Raw genomic sequence first — 15,335 nt, 5'->3', positions numbered from 1 at the left:
TAAAAAATTGATAGGGTGAGCAGAATAATTTAAGGAGACTTTAACAGCCAAAAATACAAAAGCCCAAAAGCATCTTTAGAGATGTAATGGGCTTCTTTATATCAAAAAATAAATTATTTTGCTTTATCCTGTACGCTTCTTGTTACTGTGGTTACCATTTTTCTAGGCATAAACCGAACTGAATTTGCCAGCACTCTATTCATAAACCCATGAATCGCGACAGTTTTTCCTTTCATCATTGCTTTATAACCATAAAGAGCAACTGACTTTGATGATGGCAACTTTTTACCTTTTACAAGCTTACTTTCTTTCATCTGCGCAACTGATTGAAAACCGCTTTCTGTAGCCCCAGGACACAGTGCTGTAACAGTGATCTTTTTATCCTTAAGTTCATTAGCAATCGCTTCAGAAAAATGTAAAACATACGCCTTAGTTGCATAATATACAGCCATTGTCGGCCCCGGTTGAAAGGCAGCCGTAGAAGCTACATTCATAATCTTACCGCTATTGCGTTTTACCATTTCTTTCAAATAGAGTTTTGTAAACTCGGTTACCGCTGTAATATTAAGCGTTATCATATTGTGTTCTTTTTCCCAATCGGTTTCATAGAACATCCCAAAATCACCAAAACCGGCATTATTAATTAAAAAATCTACCTGAATTCCTTTTTGCTGTGTTTCATCAAAAACCGATTGTGTCGCGTTTGGAGTTGAAAGATCTTTCACAATAATTAAAACATCAATCTCATACTTTTTTTCTATTTCTAGTTTAATGGCTTCTAATTTGGTTTGGTTTCTGGCTACCAAAACCAGATTATCTCCTTTAGAGGCATGTACTCTTGCCAATTCTAATCCGATACCACTTGATGCTCCTGTGATTAATGCTGTTTTTTTCATTTATAATTATTTTAATGAATATTTATTCGTTTATTAGTTAAAAAAATTACTTTCTAATACTATTCCATGCCATTTCAAAGCAAGTATTTATTCCATTGTTCTTAAGTTCTATATGCCCCTTTACTATCATTTTTATTATTTCATGAATGGCCCCTTGCAATTGCGCTTTCATAATTTCTACGTCTACATCTTTAATAAACCCTTGTTTTTGTCCATCAATTAAAAATTGATCAAGAGGTTCAAAATATGCATCGGCCTTTGCGATATTGGTTTCAGAGATATAACCACTATAAATAAACTGTTCTACAAAAAGCATTTTTTCGGGATGCTTCAGACAATAGGCAAAATATCCATGCCACATCGCTTTAAAGGTTTTGTAAAATGTATCTTTCAGATAATCAGGATTAATTATTGCCTCAGATATTTCTTTTTTAGTGATTACGTAGACGTCATTAATCAACTCTTCTTTACTAGAATAATATACATATAAAGTTCCTGTAGCAATTTTCGACTTCTTTGCCACCTCGGCCATTTTAAGGCCTGAAAAACCGGTTTTGGTTACCAATTCTATAGTAGCTTTATGAATAGCGTTTATTTTATTTTGATCTTTAAGCTTTGGCATCCTTATTTATATATTCAGTGCAAATATAAATGAATTTTTATTCACTTAAAAATAAATGAATAGAAATTCGCTATAAAAGCATATCTCAACATTATTCTACAGCTAAAAGCCCTTGACAAGATGTCAAAGGCTTTATCAAAAGCAATCCTATTTAATAATCAATAAAATAGATTGTTATTGTTTACTGGTGCTTATCTATTGAGGTTGAATATTGATTTCAACAAGATTATATCCACCTCTAGGATCCCCAGACCAAGTAACACCAGGAGCACTATTTATGGTTCCTTTACCAAATTGAACATCTTCCAGAGAAGATACTCTTCTAATCGAAGTATTAGCATCAGCAGGTCCTGTATTGGCTGAACCTTGATTCATGACTTGATTACTTCCAAATCCAACAGGTTGATCTTCTTCGGTTCCTGCATCATACAAGTATGTATTTGAACTTATACTATTTCCTGAAAAAGGACTCCCGTCGGCATTAAATAATGTGAGCCCAACATTATTATTACTAATAAACCAATCATTAGATTTTACAAACATTGTCCCGAAACCTAATTTATAATCCTGACCTTGTGGTACCTCTATGGTAAATGTAAAAGATCCTCCAGGTCCTACCGGTCCATTTTCTACACTTAATGCTACAGGAATTCCAAAATCTTTCAAATAATTATACGCTATCATTCTATTTCCATCCTCTGCAATTTCTTCTAAACCATTTGCCGCTTTGGTTGCTTCTCCCTGAGTAAACCATGGATCTCTATCTGTATTAAATGCATATATAAAAGCAGGAGAAAAAGGAGTTAATGATGATGACAAACGCAATGGTGTACCTTGACTTCCTGTTTCTGTAAACCAATTGTATAGAGTTCCTGGCATACCATCTTCGGCAATTCTTTCTAACCCAACACCTCGATCCACTTCTCCTAAAGTAAATAAAGGATTACTTTGTGCATGCAACACTATCAGCCCAGGTGTAATTACGAATCCGTTATTTTGGCTGGTTGCCATGCCAGGGTTTGGAGTATTAATTGCCGTAATAGTTAGTGTAAACGTCCCTGCCGAGTTACCATCACCATTAGCATAGTTTAATACTGCAGTCATATAAATATCACCGGTATCTCTACCCGGTACCAGACGTACAGATGTGTTTGCATCTGCGGGCCCCACATTTGTTCCGGCAGAAGGAAAAGTACTCGGATCACCATCAGCTTCGGTACCTAAATCATATAAAGATAGTTGACTTGCAATATCTACTCCATTAAGTGCGGTACCATTGGGAAACAAATCTATACCATCTGTATCTGTTGGCGCTAAAAACCAGTCGTTACTATTCCCCATCATAGTTACGGGACTAAATTTTGTACCTGGAACAGCTTTAAAAGATATAACATACTGTGCACCATATGTCGCTAACGGCCCTGGACCAGATGCTCCGACTGGGGTTGTAAACGTATGAACGTTCAAATAATTTATTGTATTTTTTATAGTTACATTAAATCTTGTCGTTGGATTTTGTACATCGTTAGATGCTCCTAATGATGGGTTTACTTCTTCACTCCAGTCTGAAGCAGCATCACCTTCTCCATCATATTCTATACTAAAGCTATCTAATGCCACTGTTGAAACAAACTCTCCAGCAGTCCATATCCCAGCAGCAACTGCTACATCTTCTCTTGCACTACCTGTTGCTCCCCATTGCACAAAGTCTACTATTGCTTCAGCGTTGGTAAATTCATTTGTAGAATATAACCCTAAACCACCTTCGTTATCTGGCATATCATATGGTAAAACTAAAAATTCTCCAGGGTTTAACTCGATGGTACCACTTTCGGGAGTAAGAGTCCCTATTTGTACATAAGTACTAGGGCCTAAACATAACCAATATGTACTCAAATCTATTGGGGTATTACCATTATTATAAAGTTCGACTAGGTTTTTATTTCCGTATTGTACTTCATTTAATACAACAGAACGACGAAGTTCTGGCACGGTAAGCATATTTTCTTGCCCAAAAGTTACCGTACTAGTTTCGGCCCAATTTGCTGCCCCTTTACCATCACCATCAAATACAATACTATTCTCTGCATTAGTAATTGTTGGCACAAACTCTCCGGCAGTCCAAATTCCGGCCGCTACGGCGACATCTTCTCTTGCACTGCCTGAAGACCCGTATTGCACAAAATCCACTATCGCAGTAACGTCTGTAAACGAGTTTGTTCTATACAGGCCTAATCCTCCATTGGTATCAGGAAGATCATAAGATAATACCAAATACCCGCCTGCAGGAATTGTTGTACTACCACTTTCTGGGGTAAGCGCCCCTATCTGTTCATAGGTCCCAGGACCAAGACATAGCCAATATTCACTTATGTCTGCCTCTTGATCTCCTTGATTAAAGATCTCTATCAAATCTGTACCTTGGTACCTGATCTCATTAAGGACTACATTTTTTGTTATTGCATCTGGCTCGCCTGAAGGGTTTACTACTGCATCATCATCACTATTACATGAAGCGAAAACAATGATAGCCATAATCAAATACGTTAATTTCTTTTTCATAATAAATACTTTTATTTGTTCTTTTTATTTGAAACAAATGTAGAGCGTACTTATCCTTAAAAACGGTGACAAAAGTCACCGTTAGGTGTTAAAGAAATGTTATTTAATTACTTGAATATCAATTATTTATATCATTTTAAAGCAAACAGAATATGACGCTAAAAAAGCGCCTAAATACATAAAGTCTGAAGTTATTATATAAGCCTAAAACTAAGGTTGCCTTAGTTCTATATGCCTTTTGTGTTGCACTAATAAATTACTGGATTGTAATTTTTTAGTTATTCTTGAAACTACCTCTCTGGATGTTCCTAAGTCTGACGCAATTTCTTTATGCGACATCTGAATCATATTACAATTTTGAAGCTTTGCTTTTTCGGTTAAATAGTTTACAAGCCTGTCCTCTATTTTGTAACACACTACTTGCTTTGTTGTATTAAGAAGATCTTCGTAATTACGTTGAAAATCCTTTAAAACAATTTGCGTAAAAGATGGATATTTTACAAACCACTCTTTTACCTTTTGAATTGGTAAACAAAGTACTTTGGTATCTTTTTCTGTTACTGCTGAAAAACGAACGGCTTCTTTGCTAAATAGATGATTAAAGCTAAGTATACAACATTGATTAGGATGAATATAATAAAGAAGAAATTCTACCTCTTCTTCTTCAGCATACATCTTAATTAAGCCATCTAATATAATGGGTAAGAAATTTAAATAACTTCCTTGTCTTACAACATATTCTCCTTCTGGGATGTTTTTAAATTCGCCAAAGGAAATAATCTCATCTTCTAATTCTTTTTCAATAAAAGGAAAACATTTAGAAAGTGCTATTTTCTCAGTAATCATTATTAAGACTTATTAGTTGTTACTACTAATAGAGTCGAAAAATCAATGTATACTTACAACATAGCCATAATAAAAATCTATACCGTTATAAATCAATTAACGTTTAGTATGATTTTTTAAACCTTGTTTTAACCATTTTAGATACTCGTTTGTATCGGGTGTATATGCCGTAGTTTTATTTAGCATGTTCATGTTGGTATCTAATAAAACATAATACGGTTGAGAATTATTTTGAAAATTCAATGTTTGAAATGTTGCCCACTTATCCCCTACTGTTCTAATATCTTTAACTCTGCCATCAGGTTTTAAGAACTTAAATTTATTCTTATCTCCTAAAGACTCACGGTCATCTACGTATAGAGAAATTAAAACATACTTATTTTTAAGGATATCTATAATTTGTGGATTACTCCATACTTGTTCTTCCATTTTACGACAATTTACACACGCCCAACCCGTGAAATCTATCATTATGGGTTTGTTTTGCCGTTTTGCTGCTTTTACTCCTTCTTCAAAATCGGTATACGCATTTAATCCTAATGGACCATGAGTTTCTTTTTCGTAGATACTATAAAATAACGGTGGAGGAAAACCACTTAATAATTTTAAATTAGCATATGCCGTATTTGTAAGTCCTGGTATTAAATATAGCACAAAAGCCAGGGTGAGAACTCCTAATGACTTTCGTCCGACACTTAATTTTTTAATCGGACTATCATGTGGAAAACGTATCTTACCAAATAGGTATAAGACCATAGCAATTCCAATAACGATCCATATTCCTATAAATATTTCTCGTTTTAATACTCCCCAATGCTCTACAAGATCTGCATTGGATAAAAACTTAAACGCAAGTGCTAATTCTATAAACCCAAGAACTACTTTTACTGAATTTAACCACCCTCCGCTTTTAGGTAAAGAATTTAACCAATTAGGGAATAAAGCAAATAAGGCAAATGGCAATGCCAGTGCTAACCCAAAACCACCCATACCGAAACTTAATTGAATGGCTCCACCATCACTACTAAGCGACCCTCCTAACAAAGAACCTAAAATGGGTCCAGTGCAAGAAAATGAGACTAAAGCCAGTGTTAATGCCATAAAAAACACACCTATTACGCCCCCAATGCTATTAGCCTTACTATCTAAACTATTGCTCCATGATGCAGGTAAAGTAATCTCAAAATACCCGAAAAACGAAATCGAAAAGACGATAAAAACAATGAAAAAGATAATATTCAGGGTTACGTTGGTAGAAATGTTATTCAGGATCTCTGGGTCTAAAGAATCCAAAAGGTGAAAAGGAAGACTAAGCAATACATATATTGCAAATATGAAAAACCCATATAAGATAGCATTAAATGTTCCCTTTTTCTTGTCTTTTGCCCCTTTTGTAAAAAACGATACTGTAAGAGGTATCATTGGAAAAACACAGGGTGTAAGTAATGCTATTAATCCTCCTAGAAAACCTAAAATAAATATGTTCAAATAACTTTTTTTCTCTACGGCTTCAGATTTGAATTTGTCTTTCCCCTTTATATCTACAAAAAGTGCTTCGGATTTGCTGCGATCCTCTTCTGTAATTGCAGATGCATCTCCTTTGTTTTCTATTGCTTCTCCGGTAAGATTTAAGTCAAACTCAACTACCTCTGGTGCCAGGCATTTTTCATCATCACAAACCGAAAAGAACACCTCGGCTTTTATGGTTTTAATACTTTTATCGACTAATTGAATTTTTTGAGAAAACGTAACCTCATCTTCAAAATACTTAACATCCATTTCAAATATGTTGTCGTATTTCTCGATCCCTTTTGGTTCAAAAGTTTCTCCTAATAAGGTATATGTTTGATCCGTATTATTGAATGTAAACTCTGTAGGAGTTGGTGCTATTTCGTCAGTCTCAGCTTCATTTTGAGAATATAAATGCCATCCTTTATCCAAAGTAGCTTTGAAATATAGTATATATGTATCTTCTGCTTCTTTTTCAACATTAGCTTTCCATTTAACAGGATCTAAAGTTTGTGAAAAAAGTGTAGTAGAAAATAAAAATGTAGTTAATAATAATACGTACCTCATCAGGTTATTCTAATTTTTAATATTTGATTCGTTTGGGGCGTTATTTTAAATCGGTTATCCGCTCTATAATTAATAATCCATATGATTTCTTTTCCTGAGCATAACAACCATACTCTTTCTTTGGCAAGTAAAGATAGTTTTTCATCTTTAAAATATTTACTTAGCTTTTTCTTGCCTTTCATTCCCAATGGATAAAAATAGTCGCCATCTTTCCATTTTCTTACAGTAAGGGGATATTTTAACTTTTCTTTATCAACAAAAATTGTTTTCAGATCTACATCAGACATTTCTTCAACAATTTTAAATTTTAATGTACCCGATGGGATCATAATCATATTTTCTTCTTCGGGGATATTGTAACTTCTATTGGAAATCCCTTCTACAATTGGGCTCAATAATAAATTGTCTCTATCTTTTACCAACCTATGGGTCTCAGAATAGATTTGCTTTCCAGATTGAGCCATTACTACTTTCTCGATATCATCCCATGCTTTAAAACCATATTCTTTTAATAAAAGATACAAACATGTCCTAGGATTTCCATAGTCGCGTAAGTTATTTATCGGGATCTTTATGATATCACCTTCTAAAAACTCAAATAATTCTTTTTTGATACGAAATACCTGATTTTTTATAAAATCATTACTCTGCTTAAGATACTCTACAGTAGCACCAAAGTTTTGTAAAAATTGAGGATGTACTGATTTCAAATCTGGGATCACATCATGTCTTAACTTATTTCTAAGATATTTAGTACTACTATTACTACTATCCTCACGCCATTTTATTTTGCTCTCTTTTGCAAACTCTAAAATTTGATCTCTTGAAAACGGTAAAAGCGGACGAACAAAATTTTCGTTAATTTCGGGAATTCCGGTTAACCCATCAATGCCAGTACCCCTGGAAAGATTAATCAAAAATGTCTCTAGATTATCATCTGCATGATGTGCCGTTAGTATATAATCAAATTGGTGTTCTCTTGCTAAATCATTAAACCAGGAATACCGAAGCTCTCTGGCGGCCATTTGGATAGATACCCCATGATCTTTAGCATATTTTTCGGTATTAAAATGGCGAACAAAAAAAGTGGCATTAACCTGATCTGCAAAATCTTTAACAAACCGCTCATCATTATCACTTTCTAATCCTCTTAGATTAAAATTACAGTGTGCAATATTAAATTCAAAATTTAATAAACGGCATAGACGAGTAAGAACAATACTATCCAAACCACCACTACAGGCTATTAACAATTTACCACTAAAAAGAAATGGAAAATGATTTACGATATGGTCTTTGAACTCTTTTAGCAAAAGATTTTAGCTTATACTTTTTAGATTTTCAAATATACGATTTTGAATTGCGATCGCAATCAACTTAAATAATCGATTTACATGTTGATTTTCAAGTTTTTAACATCAAATTTAGTTTGTTTTCGTTATTTTTAGAAATCAACTCTTAAATCATTCACCAATGAATAGCACGCAAGAACTACAGAAATTTTATGGAGACGATGATCAAAGAGAATTCAGTAAGAAATTATTATCTATTGTACCTCATTTACATCCTTATGTTAAACACAGATTATACATTGCAGAAAGCGTAGGTATTTTACCTCAAAACATGTATTGTTCTAATGGAATTATAGATGATGCAATTTTAAAATTGTACTCTGATGATCTGGATATTCAAGTAGATACCTTATCCTTAGAACTTCAATTATTTAAGATTGCTGATAATCTTATTGATGAACTCTATGTAACCGAAGGCTGGCATCAAAGAAATATCAGCACCAATCATTTTCTAAAAATCGAACTCGAAAAACTTGAAGAAAGTTATACCGTAGAAGCCAATAATGAGCTTATTATGAAAGAAGAACTCGATGACATCTGTTACCATCAAAATAATGAAGACAAACAAAATTTCATATACGACGATTTAGATTCTGAAATTATTAAAATCATCGATGATGAACCGTCTTCAGATTTTAGAAAACAAAAGTTATTAGGTAAGTTTTATAGTTGGCTCCCTATGGAAACTTCGAAAATCATAGACCTTTTTGTTTTTGGCCGATTAAACTTTGAAGAAATAGCCACTATCAAAGATTTAACTGCCAATGAAGTTAAAGAAATTATTATCGGTGTAAGAAAGAGTTTTAGACGAAATTTAATATAGTTGAGTCTGTGTATACGTTTGTTTTTATTTTGTGATTCTGGCCTATTCTGGAACGACAACAATTAAACACTACACTCCTTCTAGGACTTCTCGCATGGCTTTTGCTTTTAAAAGGCATTCTTCGTATTCTTTATCAGGATCAGATTTTGCCGTGATAGCACCTCCTACAGTGTATGAGATATATTCTTCTTCTTTATTATAAAGAATACTGCGTATTACTACATTAAAATCAAAATCTCCATTGGGTGTAAAATACCCCATGGCACCACTATACAAACCTCTTTTTGATACTTCTAACTCTTCTATGATTTGCATAGCAGAAATCTTAGGTGCTCCTGTCATACTTCCCATAGGAAATGTTGATTTAAGAACATCAATTGGAGATGTATTTTTATTAATCTTTGACACTACAGTTGATATCATCTGATGAACCTGCTCAAAAGAATATACTTCACATAACTCTTCCACTTTAACTGAGCCCTGTGCTGCTGTTCTCGATAAATCATTTCGTACCAAATCCACGATCATTACATTTTCTGACCGTTCTTTTGGATCATTCTTCAGGTTTTCGATAAGCTGTTGATCATCTTTCGGATTCAAGGATCTTTTTGCTGTACCTTTGATAGGTTGCGAAATAATTTTGAAACCTTCTTTTCTAATATATCGTTCTGGAGATGCCGATAATAAATAATGATGATTCATTTTAAAAAAGGTTGCAAAAGGGGGCTTAGAAATATCATTAAGATGATGATAGGTTTGCAAAGGATCAATACAACTTCCCTTTGCAAAAAATTCTTGGCAAAAATTGGCTTCGTATATATCCCCTCGATGAATATGTTCTAACATTTTGCTCACCTTACTTTTATATACATCCTTTGTAATTCGAAGGCTGATTTTAACTTTACCACAAGGTTGACCCTTATCTTCTTGATATATAGATAAAATCGTATCAAAATCTTCAACAATTTCATCATCAACCATTCTTAAATACTGTATCTCTAATACATTTTCTTTAAGAAGGAAAAGTTTTTTGGGTTGAAAAAAGTAAAGATCTGGAAAATGAAGCCCATCAAAATTATTGGATGTTAGACTCTCGGTATCATTTTTAAGATCATACGAAAGATATCCAAAAATCCAATCAGCCGTTTGCTCCTGATACTCTTTTAAGGCGTCAAAACCATTTTGATAATCTGTTTTTACAGAAGTAAAAGTATCTACCGCAAGAACCGCATCATAACTAGAGTAACGCTGAGAATACTGATTAGAATCTAACCAAACTACATCTTCAAACTGTTGTGCCCAATACAACAGCTTATTTTTAAATTCTAACGGATTTTTTAAAGTATATTTTTTAATACTTCGCACTTTCTATTTAATTTGATGTGCAAAAGTACTTAGAACTTCATTTAAACCCAACAAAAGAGTCTCATCTGTAATCATATTAGATTCTGAAGAAAAATTATCATAGAATGAAGGGAAACTAAAACTTTCAATAATCTCACCTCCAAATCTAGGGAGTACATTTTTAGCATATTCCAATGAGCTCAATCCTCCTCTTTTTCCAGGCGAAGTACTCATCAATAAGATTTTCTTATTTTCTAAGAAATTACGATCTAAACGTGATAGCCAATCAATTATATTTTTGAAAAAAGCACCCCAACTACCATTATGCTCATTTACAGAAATCAGTAAGGCATCGGCTTCAGAGATTTCTTGTTTTAGTCCCATAGCCATTCCCGGAAATCCTTTTTTCTCCTCATCTTCACTATACATTGGCATTGAATAATTCACTAAGTTGATCACCTTTGTATGGTGTTCTTTTATTTTTGAAGCTACAAACTCAACTAGTCTTTGGTTTATAGAACTGCTACTATTAGAACCAGCAAAGGCAAGAATATTTTTCATAAGTAATCGATTTGAGCTATCAAAAATAATCAAAAAAAATTCGGACATAAAAAACACCTACTATTATTTACATAAAGTAAGTGTTCATTATATTTCACCTTAAAATACTGTATTTAAGTACTCGGTACTTCGCAAATTTCATAAACATAAGAATTAAGTACAATGTTACACAAACTGTAATAACAACAAATCACATCAAAATGGTTTCTAAAAAGTTTGATTTCGTTTATACGAACGGCTCTTGATTGGCATTTTCGGAAATTTTCTAGATCCCCATCTTCTTGTCGCTGATCCCAGCATACCTTTTGCATAGCATGAAATGTATCTCTTCTTTCTCTATATCTTTGACTATATGGAATATAACAAGGTGTACACCACCAATCCATTGGTCCTTTAACTATATTTTGTCCCTCTGGGTCCCTATTTACCACTTTTTCCACTTGTTCCATAAATAGATCAACTAAGATTTCATTAATTTCTACTTCATTTTGATTTCTCAAGTCAAATCGTTTAACCAATTGATCCCAGCTTTCTATTCTAAGATCATAATATTCATTCATTTGTACCGTGCCTTCAAAACCTAAGGCAATTGCTAGCTCCTCATTTTCCTGGTCCGACAGCTCATCTATTTCTTCAAATAAAGAAGCAGTCTCTAGATCAACTTCTCTATCCAATGCATTTATTGATTGCTCTACATATTCTATAAGCTTTGGGTCATTTTTAAAATTAGCAAAATCTTCGATAACGACTTCTTCAGGTATTTCATCTATTACTTCTTCTACCCCTGTATCATCTGGTATTTTCATGTCATCAGACGAGTCATCACCACAGGATATAAATATAGCAAGGATTAAACTACTTATTAATTTAATTTTTAATGTGTTTTTAATATGTATCATGATTTGTTTTTTTAAGTTGATACTCAAAAATAGATCATAGTCAAGCTTAAAAAGGTTCAATTTATAAAATGGCACCACTATTTAATAGTTTGACCGATGCACATTTTCACCTATAAACTATTGTATATAGTTCAATCTTTTAATGTTATAAATTGAATACCAAAAATAAGCCTACCTTTGCCATAAAAATAAATTCAATTGACTTTTCAAGACTTAAATTTAAGTACACAGCTTCTTAATGCTCTGGATGATCTAGAGTTCAAAATACCTACTCCAATTCAGGAGCAGGCTTTTTCTCCTGTAATGTCTGGTAAAGATGTTGTTGGTATCGCACAAACAGGTACTGGTAAAACATATGCCTATATGCTTCCAATTTTGAGAATGCTAAAATACTCTATACAACAAAACCCGAGAGTTCTGGTGTTAGTCCCCACTAGAGAGTTGGTTGTGCAAGTTGTAGATGAAATTGAAAAACTATCGACCTATATCAATGTTCGTGTTTCTGGTGTATATGGAGGAACCAATATTAATACTCAAAAACAAGTCGTATCCCAAGGGCTAGATATTGTAGTGGCTACACCAGGACGATTATATGATCTTGCCGTAAGTCGTGCCTTACAGCTAAAGTCTATTCAAAAACTAGTTATTGATGAAGTCGATGTCATGATGGATTTAGGATTTAGACATCAACTAATGAATATCTTTGATATTCTGCCAAGACAAAGACAGAATATTATGTTCTCGGCGACCATGACAGAAGAAGTAGAACGTATCATTTCTGAAATCTTTGTAAACCCACAAAAAGTATCTATCGCTAAAAGTGGAACGCCTCTTGAAAATATAAAACAGTACGGTTATCGGGTTGCTAATTTTTATACTAAAGTTAATCTATTAGAGCATTTGCTTGATAACGAGGAAGAATTTCAAAAAACCTTGCTCTTTGTTGCTAATAAGAGAATGGCGGATCGGTTGTTTGATCGATTCGAAAGAACTTTTCCTGATCAATGTGCCGTTATTCATTCTAATAAAACACAAAATTACAGGTTACGTAGTATTGAACAGTTTGAAAGTGGAGAACATCGTATACTTATCGCTACTGATGTAATGGCGCGCGGACTTGACATCGATGATATTTCTCATGTAATCAATGTAGATACTCCTGAATATCCTGAAAATTATATGCATCGTATAGGACGAACAGGACGAGCTCAAAAAAAAGGAGTTTCTTTGGTGCTAACTACAGAGAAAGAAAAGGATGCTCTTGATGCCATTGAAGATTTAATGGAAATGAACGTTGAATTACTAGGTTTTCCTGTATCTGTTGAAATTTCTGAAGAACTTACCCCTGAAGAACAGCCCAAAGTAAAAGAAATCTATAATCCTCATAAACGCCCTAATGATGATGAAGCTGGAGCAGCTTTTCATGAAAAAAAGGAAAAAAACCGAAAAGTAAATCAAGGCGGAAAGTATAGAAGAGAAATCGCCAAAAAATATAAAAAACCCAAAACCAGAGGAGATAAAACGTTTAACCTGAAACATAAGAAACGTAAGAAAAAATAGGCGCTCATGAAACCTTTATTGTTAGCACTTTTACTATGTATTGGATGCTCCCAAAATCCAAAAAAGAGCCTCGAAACTTCTAAAACAGAAGATGAAAAAGCAATCAATACTATTAATCAAAACTATATTGAGGGGTGGAAAAACATGAACGAAGAATTGATTATGTCTCTTTTTGAAGATGGTGCTCGCATACAACCAAACTCTTTAAAACCTTTTGAAAATAAAGAAAATATTAGAAAATTCTGGTTTCCTAAAGATAGCTCAATTACAACCATACATAATTTTGAACTTGAACTTCTACACCTTACTATAAAAGACAGTATTGCAACAACTTTGCAAGAATCTCTTATTGATTGGTCTTATCAAAAAGATACAATTCATATGGCAATGATTCAAAAAGGGATTAATACTACTGTATATAGAAAACAGCAAGATCATTCATGGAAAATATGGAGAAAAATGTGGACTGATATTTATATAGAGAAGAAATAAATCAATGGCTTCAATTTTTGCACATGGATTAACCGCATACGCCTTTGGCAAAACATTCTCCAAAGAAATTATAAGCTATAAATTTTGGTTTCTTGGTATTCTATGTTCAATACTTCCTGATGCAGACGTAGTTGGTTTTAAATTTGGTGTCGCTTATGAAGATTTTTGGGGACACAGAGGGTTTACACATTCGTTCGTTTTTGCAATTCTACTTGGGGTTGTATGTACCTTTATATTCTATAACAAGCATTTTTTTTATAAAACCGGTCTATTGCTTATTCTCTATTTCAGCGTTTGTACTGCTTCACACGGTATACTTGATGCTATGACTTCTGGCGGATTAGGGATCGCTTTTTTTTCACCTTTTGATACAACTCGGTATTTTTTTCCATGGAGACCAATACAAGTCTCGCCAATTGGAGCAAGCAAATTTTTAAGTGTTTGGGGCATTAAAGTATTGTTAAGTGAATTGATCTGGATCGGAATTCCGGTAAGTATTTATATTTTAGTAATTCGTTATGTCAAAAAATATAAAACCCAACCCAAAAGTGTTTAACAAAAAAGCGCGTATTCTACTTATATCCATTATTGCATTTCTTTATATATCTACGTATAAAATTATCGCCCAAGAAACAATAACTATTTCCGAAAATCTTAAAATTACAAGAATCAGTGATCATAGCTACATTCATGTATCATCTATTACTTTAGAGAGTGGATCTATTTATCCTTGTAATGGTTTTATTTATCTAAATAGTAATGAAGCCTATGTTTTCGATACACCTGCCAATGATATCGCTACAGCTGAATTAATAGATTGGCTTCAAAATGACCAAAAAATTACGATAAAAGGTGTAATATTCAATCATTTTCATAGAGATTGCAATGAAGGTATCAATGTTTTTAAAGATAAAAGAATTCCTACTATCGCCAGTAAAAAGACGGCAAAACTGATGAAAGAAAAAAAATATCAAGAACCCGACTCATTATTCAAAGATAGTCTTACATTAACATTGGGTAACAAATCTATAGTAAACGCATTCTTTGGCGAGGCTCATACATCTGATAACATCATATCCTATTTTCCTGCAGAACAACTTATTTATGGTGGTTGTATGATCAAGAGTTTGAATGCTTCAAAAGGAAATTTAGCCGATGCCAACCCATCAGAATGGTCTAATACAGTATCCAAAATTAAAAAAACATATCCAAGTGTAAATATCGTTATTCCCGGTCATGGTGACTATGGAGATAAAGCACTATTAGATTATACCATTTCCTTATTCAAAACAGAAGAATAGT

At 33.4% G+C, this 15,335-nt stretch carries 14 protein-coding genes; 5 read left to right on the top strand and 9 right to left on the bottom strand.

Features of this window, described 5'->3' with window-relative positions:
• Positions 1-113 precede the first annotated feature (113 nt).
• The 6 genes from JJQ60_RS03660 to tilS form a co-directional block, all read right to left on the bottom strand.
• Positions 114-896, bottom strand: a complete 783-nt coding sequence (locus JJQ60_RS03660; protein ID WP_201916725.1) for an SDR family NAD(P)-dependent oxidoreductase — start codon at positions 894-896, stop codon at positions 114-116.
• A 46-nt stretch (positions 897-942) separates the two neighbouring features.
• Positions 943-1,518, bottom strand: coding sequence for a TetR/AcrR family transcriptional regulator (locus JJQ60_RS03655; protein ID WP_201916723.1), 576 nt, complete (start codon positions 1,516-1,518; stop codon positions 943-945).
• 195 nt (positions 1,519-1,713) lie between these two features.
• Complete coding sequence (locus JJQ60_RS03650; RefSeq protein WP_201916721.1) at positions 1,714-4,080, bottom strand: spondin domain-containing protein; 2,367 nt, start codon at positions 4,078-4,080, stop codon at positions 1,714-1,716.
• A gap of 210 nt (positions 4,081-4,290) precedes the next feature.
• Positions 4,291-4,926, bottom strand: coding sequence for a Crp/Fnr family transcriptional regulator (locus JJQ60_RS03645; protein ID WP_201916719.1), 636 nt, complete (start codon positions 4,924-4,926; stop codon positions 4,291-4,293).
• A 96-nt stretch (positions 4,927-5,022) separates the two neighbouring features.
• Positions 5,023-7,002 (bottom strand): protein-disulfide reductase DsbD family protein, encoded by a 1,980-nt coding sequence (locus JJQ60_RS03640; protein WP_201916718.1) that lies wholly within the window; start codon positions 7,000-7,002, stop codon positions 5,023-5,025.
• The gene (tilS, locus tag JJQ60_RS03635) at positions 7,002-8,315 is read right to left on the bottom strand and encodes a tRNA lysidine(34) synthetase TilS (protein ID WP_201916716.1); all 1,314 of its coding nucleotides are present in this window, start codon (positions 8,313-8,315) and stop codon (positions 7,002-7,004) included. The genes JJQ60_RS03640 and tilS overlap by 1 nt, the downstream gene beginning before the upstream one ends.
• Before the next feature lie 160 nt (positions 8,316-8,475).
• Here tilS and JJQ60_RS03630 point away from each other — a divergent pair, with 160 nt between their 5' ends.
• A complete protein-coding gene (locus JJQ60_RS03630) occupies positions 8,476-9,177 on the top strand; it encodes a hypothetical protein (RefSeq protein WP_201916714.1) in 702 nt (233 codons plus the stop codon).
• Positions 9,178-9,246: 69 nt separating this feature from the next.
• Here the strand turns inward: JJQ60_RS03630 and pabB are convergent, their stop codons facing one another.
• From pabB to JJQ60_RS03615, 3 genes are all read right to left on the bottom strand, one after another.
• A complete protein-coding gene (pabB, locus tag JJQ60_RS03625; RefSeq protein WP_201916712.1) occupies positions 9,247-10,542 on the bottom strand; it encodes an aminodeoxychorismate synthase component I in 1,296 nt (431 codons plus the stop codon).
• Between the two features lie 3 nt (positions 10,543-10,545).
• Entirely contained in the window at positions 10,546-11,082 is a 537-nt protein-coding gene (locus tag JJQ60_RS03620) for an NADPH-dependent FMN reductase (RefSeq protein ID WP_201916710.1), read from the bottom strand.
• 113 nt (positions 11,083-11,195) lie between these two features.
• On the bottom strand, positions 11,196-11,981 hold the full coding sequence (locus tag JJQ60_RS03615) for a hypothetical protein (RefSeq protein ID WP_201916708.1): 786 nt from the start codon (positions 11,979-11,981) through the stop codon (positions 11,196-11,198).
• 198 nt (positions 11,982-12,179) lie between these two features.
• On the opposite strand from JJQ60_RS03615, the gene JJQ60_RS03610 reads away from it, so the two are divergent.
• Genes JJQ60_RS03610 through bla form a run of 4 tightly spaced genes read left to right on the top strand, consistent with a single transcriptional unit; the run spans position 12,180 to position 15,334 of the window.
• Positions 12,180-13,541, top strand: a complete 1,362-nt coding sequence (locus JJQ60_RS03610) for a DEAD/DEAH box helicase (protein ID WP_201916706.1) — start codon at positions 12,180-12,182, stop codon at positions 13,539-13,541.
• 6 nt (positions 13,542-13,547) lie between these two features.
• On the top strand, positions 13,548-14,033 hold the full coding sequence (locus JJQ60_RS03605) for a YybH family protein (protein WP_201916704.1): 486 nt from the start codon (positions 13,548-13,550) through the stop codon (positions 14,031-14,033).
• A 4-nt stretch (positions 14,034-14,037) separates the two neighbouring features.
• Complete coding sequence (locus JJQ60_RS03600) at positions 14,038-14,589, top strand: metal-dependent hydrolase (protein WP_201916702.1); 552 nt, start codon at positions 14,038-14,040, stop codon at positions 14,587-14,589.
• On the top strand, positions 14,552-15,334 hold the full coding sequence (gene bla, locus JJQ60_RS03595; RefSeq protein WP_201916700.1) for a subclass B1 metallo-beta-lactamase: 783 nt from the start codon (positions 14,552-14,554) through the stop codon (positions 15,332-15,334). The genes JJQ60_RS03600 and bla overlap by 38 nt, the downstream gene beginning before the upstream one ends.
• Position 15,335 lies beyond the last annotated feature (1 nt).

The organism is Aquimarina mytili (genome assembly GCF_016735115.1).
In the GTDB taxonomy this organism is placed as follows: domain Bacteria; phylum Bacteroidota; class Bacteroidia; order Flavobacteriales; family Flavobacteriaceae; genus Aquimarina; species Aquimarina mytili.
This window is presented reverse-complemented; position numbering and strand designations above follow the sequence as displayed.